The 21,630-nt window shown below is 34.8% G+C and carries 21 protein-coding genes, 1 pseudogene and 1 CRISPR repeat array (1 of these 23 cut by a window edge); of the genes and pseudogenes, 13 read left to right on the top strand and 9 right to left on the bottom strand.

What is annotated here, in order from left to right; genetic code table 11:
• The first annotated feature begins 2 nt into the window (after window positions 1–2).
• The 7 genes and pseudogenes from ACE38V_RS01245 (at window position 3) to ACE38V_RS01275 (ending at window position 5,918) form a co-directional block, all read left to right on the top strand.
• On the top strand, window positions 3–974 hold the full coding sequence (locus ACE38V_RS01245; protein WP_375839316.1) for a Gfo/Idh/MocA family protein: 972 nt from the start codon (window positions 3–5) through the stop codon (window positions 972–974).
• A gap of 83 nt (window positions 975–1,057) precedes the next feature.
• Entirely contained in the window at window positions 1,058–1,879 is an 822-nt protein-coding gene (locus ACE38V_RS01250) for a Cof-type HAD-IIB family hydrolase (RefSeq protein ID WP_375839317.1), read from the top strand.
• Window positions 1,880–2,045: 166 nt separating this feature from the next.
• Window positions 2,046–3,809: a class I mannose-6-phosphate isomerase gene (locus tag ACE38V_RS01255; protein WP_375839318.1), complete on the top strand. Its 1,764-nt coding sequence runs from the start codon at window positions 2,046–2,048 to the stop codon at window positions 3,807–3,809.
• A 176-nt stretch (window positions 3,810–3,985) separates the two neighbouring features.
• Window positions 3,986–4,123, top strand: a pseudogene (locus tag ACE38V_RS01260) (ribulose-phosphate 3-epimerase); the annotation flags it as partial.
• Between the two features lie 190 nt (window positions 4,124–4,313).
• Entirely contained in the window at window positions 4,314–4,469 is a 156-nt protein-coding gene (locus tag ACE38V_RS01265; protein ID WP_375839319.1) for a radical SAM family protein, read from the top strand.
• 48 nt (window positions 4,470–4,517) lie between these two features.
• Window positions 4,518–5,192 carry a ribulose-phosphate 3-epimerase gene (gene rpe, locus ACE38V_RS01270; protein WP_375839649.1) on the top strand — a complete coding sequence of 225 codons (675 nt, stop codon included), beginning with the start codon at window positions 4,518–4,520 and terminating at the stop codon, window positions 5,190–5,192.
• Window positions 5,193–5,252: 60 nt separating this feature from the next.
• On the top strand, window positions 5,253–5,918 hold the full coding sequence (locus ACE38V_RS01275; protein WP_375839320.1) for a transaldolase family protein: 666 nt from the start codon (window positions 5,253–5,255) through the stop codon (window positions 5,916–5,918).
• Window positions 5,919–6,065: 147 nt separating this feature from the next.
• Here the strand turns inward: ACE38V_RS01275 and ACE38V_RS01280 are convergent, their stop codons facing one another.
• Together ACE38V_RS01280 and ACE38V_RS01285 are read right to left on the bottom strand one after the other, a co-directional pair.
• Window positions 6,066–6,236, bottom strand: a complete 171-nt coding sequence (locus ACE38V_RS01280) for a transposase (protein WP_375839321.1) — start codon at window positions 6,234–6,236, stop codon at window positions 6,066–6,068.
• Window positions 6,237–6,320: 84 nt separating this feature from the next.
• The gene (locus tag ACE38V_RS01285) at window positions 6,321–6,572 is read right to left on the bottom strand and encodes a hypothetical protein (RefSeq protein WP_375839322.1); all 252 of its coding nucleotides are present in this window, start codon (window positions 6,570–6,572) and stop codon (window positions 6,321–6,323) included.
• Between the two features lie 1,167 nt (window positions 6,573–7,739).
• On the opposite strand from ACE38V_RS01285, the gene ACE38V_RS01290 reads away from it, so the two are divergent.
• Window positions 7,740–9,332: a hypothetical protein gene (locus ACE38V_RS01290; RefSeq protein WP_375839323.1), complete on the top strand. Its 1,593-nt coding sequence runs from the start codon at window positions 7,740–7,742 to the stop codon at window positions 9,330–9,332.
• Window positions 9,333–10,433: 1,101 nt separating this feature from the next.
• On the opposite strand, the gene ACE38V_RS01295 is transcribed toward ACE38V_RS01290, so the two are convergent.
• Both ACE38V_RS01295 and ACE38V_RS01300 read right to left on the bottom strand, forming a co-directional pair.
• Entirely contained in the window at window positions 10,434–11,276 is an 843-nt protein-coding gene (locus tag ACE38V_RS01295; protein ID WP_375839324.1) for a DNA-binding domain-containing protein, read from the bottom strand.
• Window positions 11,273–12,571, bottom strand: a complete 1,299-nt coding sequence (locus ACE38V_RS01300) for an ATP-binding protein (protein WP_375839325.1) — start codon at window positions 12,569–12,571, stop codon at window positions 11,273–11,275. Before ACE38V_RS01300 ends, ACE38V_RS01295 begins: the two co-directional genes overlap by 4 nt.
• Window positions 12,572–12,816: 245 nt before the next feature.
• Here ACE38V_RS01300 and argF point away from each other — a divergent pair, with 245 nt between their 5' ends.
• The 4 genes from argF (at window position 12,817) to ACE38V_RS01320 (ending at window position 17,448) form a co-directional block, all read left to right on the top strand.
• Window positions 12,817–13,815: an ornithine carbamoyltransferase gene (gene argF / locus ACE38V_RS01305; RefSeq protein WP_375839326.1), complete on the top strand. Its 999-nt coding sequence runs from the start codon at window positions 12,817–12,819 to the stop codon at window positions 13,813–13,815.
• Between the two features lie 12 nt (window positions 13,816–13,827).
• Window positions 13,828–14,757, top strand: coding sequence for a carbamate kinase (gene arcC / locus ACE38V_RS01310; protein ID WP_375839327.1), 930 nt, complete (start codon window positions 13,828–13,830; stop codon window positions 14,755–14,757).
• A 597-nt stretch (window positions 14,758–15,354) separates the two neighbouring features.
• The gene (locus tag ACE38V_RS01315; protein ID WP_375839328.1) at window positions 15,355–16,938 is read left to right on the top strand and encodes a YfcC family protein; all 1,584 of its coding nucleotides are present in this window, start codon (window positions 15,355–15,357) and stop codon (window positions 16,936–16,938) included.
• A gap of 294 nt (window positions 16,939–17,232) precedes the next feature.
• On the top strand, window positions 17,233–17,448 hold the full coding sequence (locus ACE38V_RS01320) for a stage II sporulation protein P (protein WP_375839329.1): 216 nt from the start codon (window positions 17,233–17,235) through the stop codon (window positions 17,446–17,448).
• Window positions 17,449–17,787: 339 nt separating this feature from the next.
• On the opposite strand, the gene ACE38V_RS01325 is transcribed toward ACE38V_RS01320, so the two are convergent.
• The 4 genes from ACE38V_RS01325 to ACE38V_RS01340 all read right to left on the bottom strand — a co-directional run bounded on the left by ACE38V_RS01325 (window position 17,788) and on the right by ACE38V_RS01340 (window position 19,570).
• Window positions 17,788–18,255, bottom strand: coding sequence for a hypothetical protein (locus tag ACE38V_RS01325; RefSeq protein WP_375839330.1), 468 nt, complete (start codon window positions 18,253–18,255; stop codon window positions 17,788–17,790).
• Between the two features lie 209 nt (window positions 18,256–18,464).
• The gene (locus ACE38V_RS01330) at window positions 18,465–18,920 is read right to left on the bottom strand and encodes a hypothetical protein (RefSeq protein ID WP_375839331.1); all 456 of its coding nucleotides are present in this window, start codon (window positions 18,918–18,920) and stop codon (window positions 18,465–18,467) included.
• Window positions 18,921–19,071: 151 nt separating this feature from the next.
• The gene (locus tag ACE38V_RS01335; RefSeq protein ID WP_375839332.1) at window positions 19,072–19,404 is read right to left on the bottom strand and encodes a DUF3231 family protein; all 333 of its coding nucleotides are present in this window, start codon (window positions 19,402–19,404) and stop codon (window positions 19,072–19,074) included.
• A complete protein-coding gene (locus tag ACE38V_RS01340) occupies window positions 19,385–19,570 on the bottom strand; it encodes a hypothetical protein (protein WP_375839333.1) in 186 nt (61 codons plus the stop codon). Before ACE38V_RS01340 ends, ACE38V_RS01335 begins: the two co-directional genes overlap by 20 nt.
• 500 nt (window positions 19,571–20,070) lie before the next feature.
• Between ACE38V_RS01340 and ACE38V_RS01345 the strand changes: the two genes are divergently transcribed.
• The gene (locus ACE38V_RS01345; protein ID WP_375839334.1) at window positions 20,071–20,259 is read left to right on the top strand and encodes a hypothetical protein; all 189 of its coding nucleotides are present in this window, start codon (window positions 20,071–20,073) and stop codon (window positions 20,257–20,259) included.
• Window positions 20,260–20,643: 384 nt separating this feature from the next.
• Here the strand turns inward: ACE38V_RS01345 and ACE38V_RS01350 are convergent, their stop codons facing one another.
• Entirely contained in the window at window positions 20,644–20,832 is a 189-nt protein-coding gene (locus tag ACE38V_RS01350; RefSeq protein ID WP_375839335.1) for a hypothetical protein, read from the bottom strand.
• 427 nt (window positions 20,833–21,259) lie between these two features.
• Window positions 21,260–21,630: a CRISPR direct-repeat array (repeat unit 32 nt; unit sequence GTCGCACTCTATATGAGTGCGTGGATTGAAAT); it runs 1,913 nt beyond the window's last position.

Consider the following 21,630-nt stretch of genomic DNA (forward strand, 5'->3'; position numbering starts at 1 on the left):
AAATGTTAAATTGGGGAATTGTCGGTACTGGAGTTATTGCAAATGAATTTGCACAACAATTTCTTGCAGGTAACGCGAATCTCTATGGGGTTTCTTCCAAAAGCGAAATACAAGCCAAACAATTTGCGGGAAAATACAATATTGAAAAAGTATTTGCCACGAATGATGAATTAATCAATGAACCGGAAGTGGATGTTGTTTATATTGCCGTTCCGCATAATATACATTATGAGTTGATTATGCAAAGTTTAAAAGCGAAAAAACATGTGGTCTGTGAAAAATTAATTACCATTTCAAAAGAACAATTAGATAAAGCGACAGAATTGGCCAATAAGAACAATGTATTGTTATTTGAAGCAATGACGATTCATTATATGCCTCTGTATACAAAATTAAATGAGTGGATAAAAGCACATGATTTAGGCCCGTTAAAGATGGTGCAAGTTAACTTTGGCAGCTTTAAAACGTTTGATCAGTCCCGTTACTTTTTTAATAAAGACTTAGCCGGCGGGGCATTGTTTGATATTGGCGTTTATGCCCTGAATTTCACCCGTTGGTTTTTAACGAGCAAACCGGAGGAAATAGACACTTTAGGGAATATTCATACTTCAACAGGTGTAGACGAATCATCGGTCATTATCTTGAGAAACAAGGAAAAAGAATTGGCTTCGATTTCGTTGACCTTTCGGGCGAAAATGCCTAAACAAGGGGTGGTTGCTTTCGAGAACGGCTACTTCACAATCACAAATTACCCACGGGCAGACAAAGCAATCTTTACGGATTTAGAAGGCAATGTGACCATAATCGAGGAAGGGCAGACTGCTAAAGGTCTTGCCTACGAAGTCGAGAAGATAACTGACCTCATTCTATATAAAAAAGAAAATCCAAACTTGCAGTACACATTGGATGTTCTGGAAATTATGGACAACGTGAGAAATAAATGGGGTTTGCACTATCTCTTTGAACATTGCTAATCTTAGTTTTTGTGTATCCGTTCAAATTTGCAAAAAGGGTCATATGATCAAGAAAAGTATAGATGGGACATGGTGTTAATCTAATGTATAAATTAATCGCTTTTGATCTGGATGGTACTTTGTTAAACGAGAAAAAGGAGATCTCCGAACAAGTTTGTGAAGCAGTTCGTTGTGCAAAAACAAACGGTATTTTCATTGTATTAAGCTCCGGAAGATCTTGCCAAGGTATGTCCCAATATATCCAACAACTTGGAGAAGATCTCGTTGATTATGTTATTGGCTTTAGCGGTTCATTAATTAACGAAGTGAAAGGGAATTGCAATATTTACAGATTGCCTTTATTAAAAAGCGATATGGACTTTATAAAGCAAACTGGTTGGCAAGCGGGGTTATCTGTTCATTTTGTATCAGAAAAAGAAATATATACATTTGAAAATCCAATTGGAAAATATACCGTTCATGAATCCTATTTAACTAATTCTCCAATCCTTTATTTGGCGGATTCACAATTGCCGGTTCACCACTATATTTATAAGGTCATTTTCAGTGGAGAAAAAGAAGATATAGATTGGGCGGTTAGAAGGATACCTGAAGAATTTACTAAGGGATTTCATTTTGTTCGAAGTGGGGACAACTATTTAGAAATTGTTAATAAAAATTCAGGAAAAGGGAGCGCTTTAAAATTTCTTGCTGAATCTCTTCATATTCCGCAAGAAGAGGTTGTCGCTTTCGGGGATCACGAAAATGACCTGACAATGATTGAATACGCCGGCTTAGGAATTGCAATGGAAAATGCAATTGATCAGGTAAAAGAGGCAGCGAATTATGTAACAAAGTCTAATGAAAAAGATGGAGTGGCTTATGCTTTAAAAACATTGGTTTTAGTCGGTTCTGACGGACCTTGATTCTTTTGCTTCAAGTGCTTAGGAGTAAAAGAAAGATAGTCGGGAGAATACGTGCTGCTTAGTTCGATTCATTCACTCACTCACTCACCCACCCACTAAGAGGGATGGGGAAGGAATGCTGAAAAAAGCTTTTTATTTTGAGGAAAAATAGGAGTTGCTATCTTATATGTCTTACGATTTAAAACCAAAAGTTAACATTAAACAGTTTCGGCTTGCTTTAAAGGGTTATGAAAAAATTACTGATGAAATAAAAAAAAGACTTGAAAAGATGAATAGCAGGGGCAGGAAAGTTCTGGTGGTCGAATGCTATCCAGGGGTTCGTGATGATGAAATCAAAACAGAGCTGATCGCTTCATTACATGCAGATGTTGTTATTCATTCGGATTCCTGCTTTTTAGATGCAGGAAATCTGAATGAAGAAGTAAAGTCTACGTTGACGGATGACCGTGTTTTTGGAATCATGTCCCATTACCGTTTTGAAGACTTTTTGCTGAAAGATCAAACGGAAAAAGTAAAAGAACAGGTGGAAAATTCAGATGGACTGGTTGTCATTTATGGTACGGGTGCATCAGTCATATATGATCAATATGATATCTTGATTTACGCAGACCTGTCTAGATGGGAGATTCAATGTCGTCACCGAAGCGGCATTCCTAACTGGAAAGCAGATAATCCGGATGAAGATGCAAAAAGAAAATTTAAACGGGGCTATTTTTTTGAATGGAGAGTCGCAGACCGGCAAAAACAAAAAGTATATGAAAAGATTGATTATCTCTTGGATACAACCATTATGGGCCTGCCCAAAATGATATCGGGTGAGGATTACCGCAATGCATTAAGAACAGTGACCCATCGCCCTTTCCGTGTAGTGCCTTATTTTGATCAAAGCGTTTGGGGTGGGAAATGGATGATGGAAACATTCCATCTTGATCCTTCTAAAGTAAATTACGGCTGGGGGTTTGACGGGCTACCGGAAGAAAACAGCCTGATATTGAACTTTGGGGAAGTAGAGATTGAAGTTCCATCTATTAATCTCGTGTTTGCCCATCCTGTTGAATTGTTGGGAGAAAAGGTGAAGGCTCGTTTCGGCAAGGAATTTCCAATCCGTTTCGACTTTTTGGATACGGTCGGCGGGGGTAATTTAAGTTTGCAGGTTCACCCGCTTGTTGAATACATTCAAGATACGTTTGGCATGCATTATACCCAGGATGAAAGTTATTATATTTTACATTCCGAGGAAGACTCATCGGTATATTTAGGCTTGAAAGCCGATGTAGATTTTCAAGAACTTGAAGAAGATTTGCAAAAGGCAGAGATAGGTGAATTCCGCTTTCCAGATGAAAAATTTATAAATCATTTTTCTGCCCGAAAACATGATCATTACAGCATTCCTTCCGGTACGGTTCATTGTCAGGGAAAGAACACCGTAGTTTTAGAAATCAGCGCCACCCCGTATATTTTTACATTTAAACTGTGGGATTGGGGACGTGTCGACTTTGATGGACTGCCAAGGCCGATTCACCTTGAACATGGACTGAAAAATATTGTGAAAGAACGGGATACCAAATGGGTCGAAGAAAATTTAATAAACCGATTTAAGGGCATTCCTGACTTAAACGAACAGGATCCTGTCGTTGAAAAAACCGGCTTGCATCATCTTGAATTTGTAGAAACTCTTCGTCATTGGTTCAAAAATGATGCAATTGTAGAAACGTTTGAAAGTGTGAATATGTTGAATTTGGTTGAAGGGGGAAAAATAACGGTTGAAAGCGTTGATAGTAGTTTTGAACCCTTTGAAGTACATTACGCAGAAACATTTATTGTTCCGGCATCAGTAAAGCAATACAGGCTGGTCAATAAAACCTCCTCGGATAAACCGGTCTGCGTCCTTCAAGCTTTTGTAAGAAATCCAGAAAGTAAATTTCACTAGTATGTTTATTAAATAGGCTCTGTAAATTACAAGCGCTGATACTCGCATTATTAGAAGTCAGCAATATGGTTTGATAGAGACATTAAAGAGACATTGAAATAAAAATGGCGAGGAGCAGGGGGGGAGAAATATCCATTATTTTTCCCCTTGCAAAAATAAAAAATTGGTGATGGTAAATGGAAAAATTGGTTGCCTCAATCATGTGTGCCGATCAGTTAAGATTGGGAGAAGAACTGGAAGAGCTTTTAGATGCCGGGATTGATTGGCTGCATTGTGATGTAATGGACGGGATGTTCGTAAATAATCTAGCAATATCCCTTTTTGCTAAAAACAATAACGGGGGCCAATTTGATAACCGTGAAGTAGAATTTCGCTTGGCTTGTTAATCAAGGAATAAAAGTCATTCCAAGGATTCCTCTAATACCAGGATATACCGCTACAAAGAAAAATATGGAAGAAACTATTCATTTTTTAAATGACTTACAAATATAGAAGGCCCATCTTTTGCCATTTCATCAATACGGCAGAAAAAAATATGAAAACTTGGGAAAAGAGTATCAATTGCAAAATGCACAAACGCTACCACAAGCAGAAATAGATTTATTTAAGTCGCAATTTTTTATTCGTGGAATACAAGTTGTCATTAGTAGACTTGAATAGAGAAAAGTTTGTATCATGTTTATTCAAATAAAAGAAGGGTCGTTTATGATGGAAAATGTATTTTTAGCCGCTTCTATGATGTGTGCCGATTTTACCAATTTGGAAACTGAAGTGAAACAGCTGGATGAGGCTGGGATTGATTGTTTTCATATCGATATTATGGATGGAAACTTTGTGCCGAATTTTGGTATGGGGTTAATGGATTTGGAGACCATCAGGATTTTGACACAAAGACCGGTAGATGCTCATTTGATGATTGCAAATCCAGGAAATTATATTGATTTTTTTAAGGATAAAGGTGTCAATATCATATATTTCCATCCTGAGGCGGATCTTCACCCTGTACGGACAATTTTGAAAATCAAAGAGAGAGGGATTAAAGCCGGAATTGCCGTAAATCCCGGAACTTCGATGGAAACAATACAGGAATTGTTGCCAATCGTTGATATTGTCCTTGTGATGACGGTCAACCCGGGGTTTGCCGGGCAAAAATATTTGGAATTTGTCGATAATAAAATTAATCGAATAGTTTCCAAAAAAGAAGAATATGATTTTAAAATTTATGTTGACGGGGCCATTTCTGCAGAAAAAGTGAGGGAATTATCTAGAAAAGGCGTTGAAGGTTTTATCCTGGGGACATCCTGCCTTTTTAAAAAAATGGAAAATTATCGTACTATTATTGAGAGATTAAAAGCTGCTAATAGATGCAAGGTTTCTGTATGAATTCATTAGTATAATTATCCAGGCCATTTTGTCAAAATAAATTAGAATAGGGAGATCATGATGAAAATTTTAATTGACTCCGCAAATGTTGAAAAAATACGCGAATTAAATGAATATTACACAATTGACGGTGTGACAACGAACCCGACGATATTGGCAAAAGAGAAAAAGGATTATATCGATGTATTGAAGGAAATCCACTCCATCATTGGTAATGAAAAAATGTTGCACGTTCAAGTGGTAGCCCAAACTGCAGAGAAAATGGTTAAAGAAGCAGAGTTGATCCGTGGTCTTATCGAGGGAAATATTTTCATTAAAGTGCCTGTAACTAAAGAAGGGTATAAAGCAATGAAAACATTATCGGAAAATGGCTATAATGTTTTAGCTACAGCTGTATTTACAGTTCAACAAGCATTAATGGCAGCCAAGTGTGGGGCTAAATATATTGCTCCATATGTAAACAGGATTGATAATGCTTCAAGAAACGGGGTGCAGGTAGTTTCGGATATTGTTCATTTACTATCTTTATACGGATTACAAGCTGGTGTGTTGGCGGCAAGTTTCAAAAATATTAGTCAAGTTCATCAATGTAGTTTAGCAGGAGCTCAGGCGGTCACTTGCAATCCTGAGATTATTGAGAAACTCGTAAATTCTCTATATACGGATAAAAGTGTGTGCCAATTTACCGAGGATTGGAAAAACTCATTTGGAAAAGATAGTTTTTAAATGTACCCTCTCCTGAAAATTTGGGGTCAGACCTCCCGCTCAAGTGTAAATTTTGTGGAAAGATATTCTAAATAAGTGCCAGTCACAACCTGCTTTTTTGTCGAAAGCTTCGGCATTCGAGGGTGACAGGCACTGTTCATTTTAAAATTACAATTTTACAGCCTTTATCTCTGGTTGTTCGCCATACTTCTTGACCCAGCCATGTAAAGTATTGACGTTGACGCCCACTTCTCTGGCAACTTGAGCTACAGGCTTATTGTTTTCACTAATGTACTTTACGGTTTCAATTTTAAACTCCTCTTCGAATCGTCTACCCATACAGACACACCTCGTTATAGTTGATATGTGTCTACTATTTAGTCTAGCATCAGTTCTTCAAGGAAATTCAGCGTTCCATTAGATTTATCTTCCAAGTTTATCCCGAACAGGAGATTTTTTTTCATATTCCTCTAAGCTCATTAGCTTCTCGTATTTCTTGCTAGTTTGGTTGTATTGGTAGTCATTATCCATCATGATTTTCGTAAAGTCTGAGTATGGAATGCCAACCTTCTCACTAAAATTTTTCAAATGGTCTTTCTCTTCTTTTTCTAGCATTTTGTTCACAGTCTTTAGCTTATCTTTCATTGATAAACTCATGAATTCCTCTGAGGTCATCTTTATCACTCCTTTAGTTTTGGATGACTTTTTCTTTATATCTATATAGTAGAGTCATAGAAAAGAAATATTCCTGGTTCCATTGATTGTTATGGCAAATAACATACATGTGTATAATAAGAGGTTCACAAAAATAAAAGGTACTGGGAAAACTGCCAGTAATTATAGGGAGGATATCAAAATAAGCAATGTGGAAAAAAAGAATGAAAAGGATTAATAAGGTTATTGATGACTTTGGAGGTCTTTGCGTGAATATCGCTTGGCACACAATCTTTCGTTACAGGATATGTCTCGAATTATTGGAGGATACTCACCATCGTACATTTGGGGAATAGAAAAATACAGGAGATTCCCTGAAATGAACATAAAGCTAAGAATGTTACTTGAAATTTGGGAAAGGGAGGACATCTAAATGTTTTTGCAGGAGATTGTAACAAGAGAGGCAAACGCTAATTGATTGGAGATAATAAAGGCTACTGTATTACGGTTCAAATGTCGTTTTCTGTAGCTTATTTTGTTGGTTCAATAAGCTATGGTTAGACATCCAATCAAATATTCAAACAATAATAGGTAATTGTACCCGTACAACCGCCCTCTTACTTTTTCTTATTGAATTTGATACTATTAAGCCTTTGTAATAAATCTTTATTACAAACCTTTTTTCTTTTTTCTGTCACGGAAGTTATGATTGAAGAGTAGCTAGATTGGTGTGATAAAATTGAGTAAGACATTGCTTTTGATCGGACATACGTTTTCGAGAATGAGCCTTACTAGATTTGAAGAGGCTGTTAAAAGAAATATGAATGATCAAGAAGAAGATTAGACAAGGCATTTAAAAAGGTCAAGATGGATGCTGTTGTTATGGAAGCAATTGAATAAGGAATATATGATGTGATAAAGGTTGAAGCAGTCTTGTGAAGGTTAATAAACGGTGAAGAGTCACTATTTACAGAGAAAGGGCAAGTGGAGTTTGGCTTTGGCGAAGGAGATTTAGATATAGAGGTATTCTAACCATACAAAGTAACCTAGAGCCCACAATTCATATTAGAAAAAAATTGCACAATACTGAAGTATTAATCATTTTCTAACTAGGAAACTATTATTTGTAAGAACTCAATATGTTGTACACATCTGTTACAATTTTATCAAAGGATTTTGGGGGTAAAAATGATAGAGATAAAAAATCCATACAGTCGTAATAGATTAAGTTTGAAAGGAAAATTCAATAAAAAGTTTACTGATTTTATCGTTCCCTATATTAAAAGGATTTCATTGGATGAGAATTGGCAGACAAAGTCAAAATACATTCTTAAAGTGTTAGAATCAGCAAGAATTAGTGTAGAAGATTGGGAAAGTGATAGATTCAGTACATCTGAAATCCCTCAAGACATTGACTTAGATTTGCTTTCTGTGTACGTAGCTGAATATATACCAATTGAGAACGTGGATAAGCTAAATAAAGGACTAAAAAAACTGGTGAAAAACTATCCATTTCGTTTTCAACATGGACAAGCTGAGCATGTAGATGAATTTTGTAATGAGGTGAAAAAGAGCATTCATGGAGGACGTTGGAGTAACTTTGGTTTTATAGATTTCACTAAGGAGAAAAAAGTTTCAGATTTTGTAAAAGACATCCACATCCATGGAACACACTTATCTTCATCTTCTATTATTTTACAATTTGTTATAAATCCTTCTGATGAATTCATTAGTGAATATAAGAAATTAATTCAAAGTGATATAAAAGAGGGTCATTCATTTGAACTTAGTTTTAAGAGTTTATTTAAGTTTTGGGGAGGGAAAGGCTTATCGTATGATATTGTAAAGAATCAGATGTTAGAAGATTTAATTATAGAACTAAAATGGAGGACAATGAAAGAAATCAGTAAATACTTTCCCTTGTATTTCACAAATAATAAACTGATTCCTCCAAGTATCGAAGTCTACAAGTTGAATCAAACTTCATCTATTTTTAAAATTGATGAACATGAGAAAAGAAGTTCATTCTGGCATTCAATCGGAATGGATAGACCTTTTAGCGACATATCTAAGGATGGTTACTGGCAGCTATTTACCGAAGGAAGTAGGCCATATTTTATAGATAGTTCATTAAAGGTTACTTGTAACTCATTAATTAAACGGGAACCAATGTATCATTCATTTGACTTTCAGATTGTTTATTTGTTAGAAGAATTTGCGAATTTATTTCTACCGATTATGGTGATGAGAGAGTATACGGTAGATTCCAGCCAGAAGATTGCTATACAACAAAATAGGACTTTTTCATCAATACAAAAGGAAAAACCTAAGTATCATAAATTGATAAATATAAGGTATGAATTAGAACGAAACTCGCAGATACTTAAAAGATTTAAAAATGAAATTGATGATAACTACTTTAATAGAGTAAAATCTAAAATAAATAAAATAGCTGAATTTGAACCATCAAACCGTAGATATAATGGTATGAGTGCAACTGAAATGATTGTCGATAACACTAAGTATATTGTTGATAAAACATATGAACATTTCCGAAATTTTGCAAAAATGATAGATGACACCGTTCAATTGCTTGAAATTAAAACAAACAACTCTCTAAGAAGAAGGACTTTTGGACTTTCAATTATTACAGTTGTATTATCTATAGCAGCAACTACATTTGCAGGCATTTCATTGTTCTATCAGTTAAGTGATGAAAAGCAGAATAAGATAGTCGGCTTATTCAGTCCCTTTATAGATTTGTGGCAATACTTCTTTTGAAGATGTAAATGAGTAATTCATAAAAGACAGACGAGTAAAAGGAGGGGGTGTTATTACTGAAATTGCTGAAAAAGTATTTACTCACAACAAACAACCTCTCCGAACATCTATAACTAGTAGATAAAAAACGTTAATCTTCAACATATTGTAGCTGAACGTCTTAATTTTCATTTCATTCGTACTTTTTCAGTGGTCTCGTTATTACTAATCCATCCTTTTTCTGCGTTATCATTAAGAAATATGCCAATCACGCTTGGAATTTATTTGGCTACCTTTAAAGCGTTACGGTGAACCGCATAGAACAATAGGTGAATTCCACTACTCAATTATTAGGTGTCTACAGATAGCACACTACACACGTGGAGTGTGGAAACTTAGAGGTTTTATTATATTTCAAACTGTATTAGTAAGAAAGAGTATAAGAGGTCACCTATTCACCAACTTGCTAACATAATTAATTTTCTGAGTTGAATTTATTTAACTGAATTGCTTTTATATAACATTTAAAACTTGATATATCAATCTTTATTGAACTTATTTAATTCAGTTAAATTAGTTAAAATCCAAAAAGTAAAATTGACAGGGTAGAAGTCGCTTGTTCGAGACCAGTCGGAACCATTCTTGCATTGGGGCTGAATCATTTCTACCAGTAAGGATTCAGCCTCTTTTAATATTTAAAAATGTAATTTCACATTTATTCAGTAGTAAGAATTGCACTAATTCTATACCCTTAGTTTACAAAAGGAATGGTTATTGTTCATTTTTTTCTTTCCAAGGAAGGTTACCTCGAAATTCCGATTTTTGATGAGTTTAATTCCCCCTGTTACAATGGGGTATTCCGCCACCTGTATATAGCCATTAATGCCGAAATTACCAAATTCAATAGTAAATTTGTTTGAGTACTGTTGCTTTATTTAGATTTCTAAATAAGGCAGCATCTTAAAAATATTGTTGGTCGTTCAAGTGATTGTCTAATTCAAAGAATGCAGCTTTTCCCCTTATTTTACATGGTTTTCATGCACTAAGACATAAAAAACGAGTCGTTAGGGGGACTTGATTTCTTATCTTGATGGCTATGGACCGGAACCCCTAAAACTGCAATTAATTATTGGCATGCATTACTAAGCCATCAAAAAATTGCTTTAGAGATACTTTGCCTCCGGTTGACGATTTTCTTTGCAAGAAGAGAATCTCTTTGTGGATATTTTTATACCCATAGAGAGTGTTCGCACACTCAATAGTTAATTCATTGTCAAAATCATCTTGGCATAAATTAGCAAGGTTTACCATGCCCTTTTTTATAGCTCGTCTAACGCGCTGAAAAATAATTTTCTTTTCATGAGAGTCTAAAGCAAATTGTTGATCAAAGTTGATAGATTGAAAAGAAATATTTTGTTCGATCATTACTTGACTAATATTTAATATATCAGCATAACCTGCTTCAGAAGTTATTCCTAAAAAACCCAGAATAGATCGTACCTTTTTTTTTGTCTCATTAAACTGATTTGAGTTTAAATTTGAATAGCCATTTGAAGAAGATCCTAATAAGTTTTGAATTTTCTTCAGCTTTTGTTCCATCAAAATACTTTGTTTTACACGATCAACGATTGTCCGGACTTCAATAATATTGATTGGTTTATCGATAAAAAATTCGATTCCAGCTTTATAAGCATCTTCTCTCAATTCACTATCTCGTACTTGTGAAATCATAATAAATTTCAACTCAGGTTTAGCTTTGCAAAGTGCTTCAACTAATGCAATACCATTTAGTTCGGGCATTAACAAATCTACTAAAACAATATCAACATTCAGTAACATCAGTTCATTTAAGGCTATTTTAGGCGATACCGATTTTCCAACTACCTGATTGTTCATGTTTTCTTCCACGATTCTTTGCAAGATCATTGTAACTGCAAGATCATCGTCAATAATATAAAAATTCATGACTGTTCCCCCATAGTTAGTTTTTCCCTGTTAAACGTTAAAAAGAAGATTGCTCCTTTTCCTTCTTCAGAAACAACTTTTATATTGCCACCGAATTGTTCTGCCATAATTATTTTAACGTGCGACAAGCCAATCCCTCGATAAATATCTCCAGTATATTGATTAAATTTAGTAGAAAAACCCGGTTGAAAGATCATATCTTTTATCTCTGAAGGAATACCAGGACCGTTGTCAGAGATACTTATTAGCAACTGCTCTCCCTGATCCTTGACAATTACTGTTATTGAGCCTCCATGTTGATTTCCTATTGCATCAATGCTATTTGCAATAATATTCGACAAGATTGAAACCAAGTAGTAATGATTATTTATTTGTAGATCAATTTGGTTCTTGACCGTAATCAAAATATCCAATTCTCTTTCTCTGATAAGACTGCGTGAATGCATCAAGACGATTTTCAGTATATCGCTTAAACGCATAAATGAGTCATTTTCTACTTCAAAATAACTCCCCAGACCTTTGATAACATTTTGATAATCTTTCTTTACTTCATGTACGTCTCTGGCAATATCTAACGCAATACTTCCATTTTTGCTGGAAGGGTTTTCATTAGAAAGCTCTTTATTGAGTAAATAAGCATTTTTCATGATTCTTTCGATTTCGTTAATATTCTTATTCATAAAATATACTTCACTTTTAACTGCTGAAACTGACCACAAAAAGTAATAATACCGCTGCTCATGACTTTTTTTTCTAATCATAAGCGTGAAGTAATGATACAAAAATGCAATAAAGCAGCTAATAAGACTGCGTAGCAACGCTACTAAAAACAATATTTTAAATAAACGTAGACTATAATTTGAAAAATTCAACAGCAGACTAACTTCTAAGATATTAGAAATATAATCACACAGCACAATAGTAAAAAAGAAAGAACTATCATTGCGATATGCGCGGTGCCAGTATAAAAAATAATACACACATCCGTAACAAAGATAAAAAGCAATATCGGTAAATATATACTGAGCAATTGTTTCGATAGCATAATTATTGGTTATAAAAAGCAGAAGTCCTCGGAAAAAAGGTGAAGCAATTGCAATTCCAAGTGTTAATGGTATCGGATTTAGATCATCATTAAAATATAAAAAAATGGGTAATAAGATGACGGACAGGGTCAAAATGAAGCCATCCACAAAAAACGTCATATTAATTTGTGCCGCCAATGCGATACAAGCTGCAGCAACGCTTATTCTCTTGATTTTATCTTGATTAATGTTGCGAGAAAAAAACGGCATAAAAAAACCCTCCCCCAAAAAACGAGATTGCTGAAAAAGTACTTAGCCATCAAAAACAGCCTATAAGAATATCTACAACTAGTATTTAAAGAATGTTGATTTTCAACATATTGTGTTGTTTCGTCTTAGCTTTTAATTTAGTAGGAATTTTTCAGTGGCCTTCAAAAAAACTTGTCGAATCTTTTTGAAGTTTTTTGAAGCCTCCAAATACACTTTGATTATAGAATTTAAAGGAGGAACAAACAATGAAAAATTTACGAAACCGAAACTTTTTGACACTACTGGATTTTTCACCAATAGAAATGGAATTTTTGTTGAATCTATCCGAAGATCTGAAGAGAGCCAAATATTCAGGTCTTGAACAAAAGAAATTATGTGGGAAGAACATCGCGTTGATTTTTGAAAAGGATTCCACACGGACTCGTTGTGCTTTTGAAGTGGCAGCCTATGATCAAGGTGCACATGTCACATATTTAGGCCCTACTGGAAGCCAAATGGGGAAGAAGGAAAGCGCCGAAGATACTGCACGAGTGCTAGGGGGAATGTTTGATGGTATTGAATATCGCGGATTCTCGCAACGAACAGTAGAAACTTTAGCTAAATATTCTGGCGTTCCTGTATGGAATGGCTTAACTGATGAAGATCACCCTACACAAGTATTGGCAGATTTCTTAACCGCTAAAGAATACTTAAAGAAGCCTTATAATCAAATTCACTTTACTTATGTAGGTGACGGCCGTAACAACGTAGCAAATGCGTTGATGATTGGTGCTTCAATCATGGGTATGACATTCCATTTGGTTTGTCCAAGTGAATTAAATCCAACTGACGAATTATTAGCCAAATGTCAAAAAATTGCGTCTACAACTGGAGCCTCCATTCTAGTCACAGATGACATTGATGAAGGTGTACTGCATTCTGATGTGATCTATACAGATGTTTGGGTATCCATGGGGGAACCAGATGATGTTTGGCAAGAACGAATCAAATTATTAGAACCTTATCGTGTGACCAAAGAAATGATGGATAAAACGCAAAACCCTAATGTAATTTTCGAGCATTGCTTACCATCCTTCCATAATTTGAAAACCAAAATTGGGAATGAAATTTTTGAAAAATATGGATTGAAAGAAATGGAAGTCAGTGACGAAGTCTTTGAAAGCTCTGCTTCAGTTGTTTTCCAAGAAGCAGAAAACCGGATGCATACTATTAAAGCTGTAATGGTTGCAACATTAGGAGATTAAGGAGGAAACTGAATGGCTAAGATCGTAGTTGCTTTAGGTGGAAATGCACTAGGAAATTCCCCTGAAGAACAATTAGAGCTGGTTCAACAAACGGCAGCTTCTCTTGTAGGATTGATTTCTAAAGGCCATCAAGTGGTTATCAGTCACGGTAATGGCCCTCAAGTAGGTATCATCAATCTAGGGATGAACTATGCAGCTGAGCACGGTCAATCTCCAGCTTTTCCATTCCCAGAATGCGGGGCGATGAGTCAAGGTTACATTGGCTACCATTTGCAACAAAGTTTACAAAACGAATTACGCAAAAATAAATTGACTAAAGAAGTAGTTACCTTGATTACTCAAGTCGAGGTCGATCCAAACGACCCAGCTTTTTCCAATCCTACTAAACCAATCGGCTCATTTTATGACAAGACAACTGCAGAAAAAATTGCGAAAGAAAAAGGCTATGTTTTTGTTGAAGATGCTGGTCGTGGTTACCGGAGAGTTGTAGCTTCACCTTTACCAAAAGAGATCGTAGAGTTTAAAAGTATTAACCACTTAATTGAAGCTAATACTTTAGTGATTGCAAGTGGCGGTGGCGGTGAGCCTGTTGTGAAAAACCATGGTAACTATACAGGAGTTCCAGCAGTTATTGACAAGGATAGATCAAGTGCACTATTAGCTGGAAAACTTGCTGCTGATCAATTGATCATTCTAACCGCTGTTGATTTTGTCTATGTGAACTATGGAAAAGCAAATCAATCCGCATTAACAGAAACCAGCACTCAGCAATTAAAAGAATTTATCAAGGAAAATCAATTTTCTAAAGGGAGTATGCTGCCTAAAGTTGAGGCTTGCTTAAGCTTTGTGGATGAAAATCCAAATGGTACTGCGTTGATTACTTCACTTGACCATCTAGATGAAGCCTTAGCTGGAAAAATTGGTACTCGTATCAAAAAATAAATTTATGACGGTTCTATTTCAAGGCCTTTCTAGTCTGCAGCTTTTTTATCATTTGTCCAGATCTAACGAATTGAAAGAACAGTCATGATCGATTGTTGCCTCTGGCCTGGCGCTGATTCCCACAAAAATGAATTAGTTACGTGGTTATCATACCATTGAGACATTCCGGAAAGGATTCATTTGTGATTGCGGACACCTTGATCAGTTGCGACAAATAAATCTGCAGCAACTTTAAGTGCTTTTAGCAAGCTAAAAAACATTAAATCCAAAAGTCAATATTGGCAATCAAATCACAACTGTCTCCATGCTATTTTTGATAAGTGGGACTTCACAAATAGGTGGAGTTCCACTTATCAAAAGTTGCTAATTTCTCGTTGATACATACGCTTCTATCACGTTAAAAAATATGAATCACTAACTACATTATCTAAAGAAAGTCGAAAAAAATTGCCCCTTCGACTTTTCGCTGTAACTTAAAATGAAAGATCTATTTCGTACTGCATAAGCAAAAGTTCAAAATTTCAAGGAAATATGCTCTCTTTTAAAACTATGAAATTCAACCTTATACGATTATATTTTTACAGAGGAGATGACCTTATGAACAATGTAAATGTAGCATATAGTGTAGCAAATAGCACAGAAAAGGACCCTAAAAAGAGATTTAAATTAAGAATGCCCGGAGCATTTGTCATCTTGTTTTTCTTAACAATTGTTGCTGTGATAGCGACATGGGCTATTCCAGCAGGGTCTTATTCAAAGTTATCTTATGATCAGTCTAGTTCTCAATTGAAAATTACTGATCCTTATGGAAAAGTCAAAAGTATCCCTAGTACGCAAGAAGAGCTTGACAAACTTGGTGTTAAGATTGACGTCACCCAGTTTACTTCAGGAGGAATAACTAAACCAGTCTCTGTTCCAAACACCTATCAAAGATTGAAACAAAGGCCAGCAGGACCTGAAGCCATAACAAGCAGTATGGTACGCGGGACAACTGAGGCTGTTGATATTATGGTATTTATTTTGGTTTTAGGCGGCTTGATTGGTGTTGTCAAGGCAAGTGGTTCGTTCGAATCTGGACTTTTGGCTTTGACGAAAAAAACTAAGGGGCGTGAGTTTCTCTTAATATTCTTGGTCGCTATTTTAATGATTATAGGTGGAACTTTATGCGGTATTGAGGAAGAAGCCGTAGCATTTTATCCAATTTTAGTTCCTGTGTTTTTAGCGATGGGGTATGATTCTATCGTTTGTGTAGGTGCAATATTCTTAGCAAGCTCTATTGGTACCGCATTTTCCACAATTAATCCTTTTTCCGTGGTCATTGCATCTAATGCTGCAGGTATAAATTTCACTCAAGGTCTTACTTGGCGAATTGCTGGGTGTGTTGTCGCAGCTATTTTTGTGATCCTTTATTTACGTTGGTATTCTCAGAAAGTGAAAGCTAATCCTAAGTTCTCCTATTCATATGAAGATCGTGATGAATTCAATAAAATGTGGTCTGTAACATCGACTGAAGGCAACGAAAATTCTTCATTTACAGTACGTAAAAAATTGATTTTGACATTGTTTGTCGTAGGATTCCCGATTATGGTATGGGGCGTTATGTCTCAGGGCTGGTGGTTTCCTACCATGGCTGCTTCATTCTTAACATTTGCTATTATCATTATGTTCTTAACTGCTACGGGAAGAAATGGTATAGGCGAGAAAGGCGTAGTCGATGCGTTTGTAGGTGGTGCATCGAGTTTAGTGGGTGTTTCTTTAATTATTGGTCTTGCTCGAGGGATTAATCTCGTGATGAATGAAGGTTTGATTTCTGATACGATACTTCAATTTTCATCTTCTCTTGTTACGCATGTAAGTGGGCCAATTTTTATTCTGGTTATGTTATTGATCTTTTTTGTTCTTGGATTTATTGTTCCATCGTCTTCTGGATTAGCTGTTCTTTCTATGCCTATCCTTGCCCCTTTAGCTGACACTGTGGATATCCCACGTTTTGTGATTGTTACTGCCTACCAATTTGGACAGTATGCTATGCTCTTCTTGGCACCGACTGGATTAGTAATGGCTACCTTACAAATGTTGAATATGAAGTATTCTCATTGGTTTAGATTCGTTTGGCCAGTTGTACTATTTGTTCTAGGTTTTGGTGGGTTAATGCTAGTTATGCAAGTGCTGATTTATTAGAATTGAAAGATTCTTTATTCTCTTTAATCAAAATTGCCAGATAATGTATATGAATAGTTTTTCTGGCCCTAGGGTAAATTATCCACTGGCAAGAATTAATGGATTTAAACCATAAACAAAGTTTTTACTATAGGATGGGAACTACAATTCATTACGGATTTGGTCGCGAGATAGCATAAAAAGAGAGATATTAGGTGATTTTGATGTAAATATAGTAAAAATGCTCAGCTGGTTGGCATTATAAAAAAAGCATGGTCGATACCCTACTGCAAAGGGATTAAGGACCATGCTTTTTTGTCTGTAAAATCATTTTTGCCAGTCTTAAAAGATGCAAAAAACCCTAACGACGCTATTAGCTCCGATGAAAGAGTAAATGTAATTAGTTTGGGAGATCGCTTAGCTGGGAATTTAATGAGTAAAGGGATTGGGGTTAAACATGATAAAACAAATATGACGCAAAAGTTACTAAAGAAAGGATGGAGATCAGCCCAAGCCTATATTTCGTGGTAGGTAGAGAAAATAAAAACTACATAGAAAATCTTGAATTGGCGGTGTAGATAATAATTTGAATGAACTCAATAATACAATTGATGTATTTTCAGATGTACTTGCCCACTATTATTGGAAATCAAATGAATCAAAAGAGGTCAATGGGAATGGTTAAATATTTACCCTCGTCTGTAAAATGGTTACTGTTTACTTTTATTAGTGCAGATTTGTCTTTTTGTCTTACAGGTTTATCCTATATAACAATAAGTGTTTCTTTACTGGTTTTATCTTTTCAATAGCATATTTATATCGGAACAGCTTAGAGAATAAAGATTCCTAACGGATTTTCCTATTTTGAAACTATTGATTTTGTAAGTAATGCCTTTTAACAGATGGGAGAAGAGTAATGGCTTGAATGAAGAGTCCAAGGAAGATGTAGAAAACGTGAATAAAGGCAACTCCTTGAATCATATACATTTCGACTGTAATCCAAATAATTAAGATAAAACCTATGTACAACGAACTATTCCATGACCAATCATTTTCTTTATTAAGTTTGAGTTTTTCAGCGAAGTTTGACGGCTTTTCAGAGATAAGAAAAAATGCAGTAATCAGAGGGAGCAGACCTAACCCTACAAATAGTATAAGTCCTGGAATGAGAAAGTTATTAAAGGGGCTATTTTGCAACATTTTCAGAGGCATAGACAATATCGAACCGTCAGGAGAAACAATCAGTACACCTCCACCAAATAGAGCACCAATTCCTAGAAAAATGTGCAAAAAAATTAATAAATAGCAGGTAAATGGCTTCCGTTGCTTCACAAACATTAGAATCATCTCCAGAAAGATTATGTTTTCAGCTTAATTCTACAGTATGGTAAAAATTCTGGAGTTATGAAACATGAAGGAACTGTGAAAGTTTTTTGAGGAGAACTTTATGAACTGAACATTTTGATCATTTTCCTAGGCATCACATTTTTTAAAAACTCGATAACAATCTGAAAATAGCCATAGATTTTTCTTAGTGCAGTATCAGTTTATTTTTTTCCTTTATAAATCGTCTTTCTAATGAATTTGTGGTGCAAGCGCATAAATGCACAGGCGTACATATAAAAAAGAACAGAATACCATATTTTCCATCCTTTGTAGTCGATGTAACCAAAATATCGAGAAATTTGCTCGTAAATGATCGAAAAAACGATCCAGAAAATATAATAGCCAATAAATCTATCTTTTGGCATAAAGTTTAAATAAATAAATCCAAATAAAGCAGGTATCGTTGTTTGAATGACTATATCTGAATATTGAGGACCATTAATCCTCATTAGGTCGTATAGATCCATAATATCTGCAAATAGGATATCCGCTAAAAGGGTGTGGAAAGAAACAACAAGAAAAGTTATATAAAATTCTTGCAGGCTTAATCTTTTCGGCATTTTAAGGATGATAATCATTAGGATTAAATAAGACAACGATAGAAAAATATAAGTCAATATTCTCCTTCTCCATTCTAACAATTGGATGACCTTTATTAGTAAGATGATTAATCAGCTAAGTTTGATCAACTTTTCGCCCTTAATGGAATTAGGGGTGCCTTTATTAATTGGGTGCCCCTGGTGGATAGTAGTATGGGGGGACTTTAATCTATCCATGTTCTCTCATTTTTGTTTTAACGTCCATTCCATAAATACACTTTTCTGAATGGAACCGGATCCATAGTAGTCCCAGATCACTTCTGATACATTGGCTAATATTCGTGGAGCACAAGACAATATTTGCTGCGATTTTGGCAGAGATTAAATTGGCGATTTCTGTATCAGTAGCCTTAACTCCTAAAGGAATACTATCAGGGTTCGAGTGCGGCTTATTTCCTGTTGTATCCGGGAGAGGTACACCCTCCTTTATCATGAAATCTTTTAATATTTTTGATTGCTTATTTGTAAGCCTTAAAGATCTTTTAATATTCTGCCAAAACATTATCTGAAGTGGTGTTTAAAGCAGATTCAAGGACAGGTATTTCTTCTGCAAGTGCGGTGAAATATAGCCAACATCCCATTGCTTCACCAATATGAAGATTCGATTTAGGCTCACTGTCAAATCTCGTTTTTAAATAATCGAATAAGGCTTCCATTTTATTAGGCATAGGCACTCCTCATTTATAGTGGTTATACAATAAAGTTAACCCCAGATGAGAATTTTATACTTAAGATAGAGTAATTCGAGTATTTCCTATATGAGAAGAGGTGGTAATTATTGACGAGCAAGAGATTCGTTAATAAAAGATACTCTATTTTTAGGGCATGTTTGGAGTTATTTTAAACAGGTTCAATAAATATCAAAAAGAAAACAGGCCTTCACATACGGATATATCTATAAAGCGTTCAGACCTTAAAGAAGGTGTTGACGCTTATTTAATGGGAAAGGAAAAACAGGCACTGATTACTGAATAGGCAGAAATTGATATTGAAAAAATATGGTAACTTTTTTCAACGAATATTCATAGGAAAATTCAATATATTCGGAATTAATATGTTAAAATTTAGTAAATTGATTGAATTAAAACTTAACAATGGGAGTTTTTGCTGGTTGTATTGCAATCTATATTTCATCATTATTCATGCTTTGATTGAGGGGGATTTTATAATGAAGAAAAATTATAAAATTCAAAATGAATATAGGGAAATAATAAAGCAAAAAAGAGAGGAAAAAAAACATACTAAAGAAATTCTAATGGTTGTAATAATTCTGATTTCAATTATACTTCTATTTACATTTTTCAAATATAATCCTGTGGAAAATAAAAACCTTATTAAAATTGAAAAAATTAAATGATCTATGAAATTCATAGTTTTCTTTTTATTATCCCTAGATAGCTCCTAGTTAACAACAATTTGAGTGGTAAGAGATAAATTTTATTATTGATTTAGTGAAATGAAAATATTTCCAGTATTTGGCTGATAGGAATGAAGATATATGTTAATGTATTGAAAAGGAGAAAAAACAATTGGAGGTAAAGTCGAAAAAGGTCGATAGTTTACCAGTTTTTTTAAAAAACTTTTTTTACTTAACGAATTAGACAGATCTATAAAAGTTGGTTTGAATTTTTTGAGAGGGATTCTGAAGATTAAAGGATCTATATGTCTTGAAGAGAGGACAGGAATTATAATAATGGTTTTAAAAATAATACGCTTATACAAATCAAGGCGATAAATATCACTAGTTCCTGTTTTTTAGATTTTTACCGATTTCAATACCTGCATTGAAAATAGCTACAACCATAATAAAGAAAAAGAGGATTCGAATTGAAGAGTTAGCTGTCCAAAGTCCCAGTAAATTCATAAATACAAGAACGATAAATAAAATAGCAGAACTTATAGCTGTTAAAAGGCGTAAGAAACGAGTCATTTTTGTTTCCTCCTAAGCAAGTTAATTTTATTTAGTAAAAGGTTAGCACCATGAATTGGAATTATCAACCATTATTTATATTTCTGGATATTTCTGGTATTGTGGGGTAGTTCCTCTTTATAGCTATTTATTTGTTGGCAATTCCTTGTGATGGCGTTTTTTTCACAAAATAATAATAAAAAACATCTCTTGTTATGGTTATAATTGGATATAAGGGAGATGTGAAAAAAACTTATCCATTCATTATCTATATTTAGTGCGACTGTAGAGCTCCCATGAATGTTTAGGGAGATTCGCACCTCAAATTATACATATTTTTTTACATTTATGTTCTTTTTTTACAAATTATTATTAAAATAATATAAGAATTAGGTGGTTTTTAATGTGGAAAATCATATAAAATGATTGTTTTCTACATAAAGACGCTGTCGCACTCTATATGAGTGCGTGGATTGAAATATCAAGCATTGACCGTCACCTCAATGTTATCTATTGTCGCACTCTATATGAGTGCGTGGATTGAAATAACTAAATCGCCAAGAATTTGAACAGATAAGCCCTGTCGCACTCTATATGAGTGCGTGGATTGAAATTTTCCTGTGTTGAGAACATCATCCTTTCTCTCCTGTCGCACTCTATATGAGTGCGTGGATTGAAATAACGGGGTAAAAAAATATTGACAGCGTTTTCATCGTCGCACTCTATATGAGTGCGTGGATTGAAATATCCGAAATCAATCCTTAAATAATTTCTAACAATGTCGCACTCTATATGAGTGCGTGGATTGAAATGTTATTC

Source organism: Cytobacillus sp. Hz8 (assembly GCF_042263505.1).
In the GTDB taxonomy this organism is placed as follows: Bacteria; Bacillota; Bacilli; order Bacillales; family Cytobacillaceae; genus Bacillus_BE.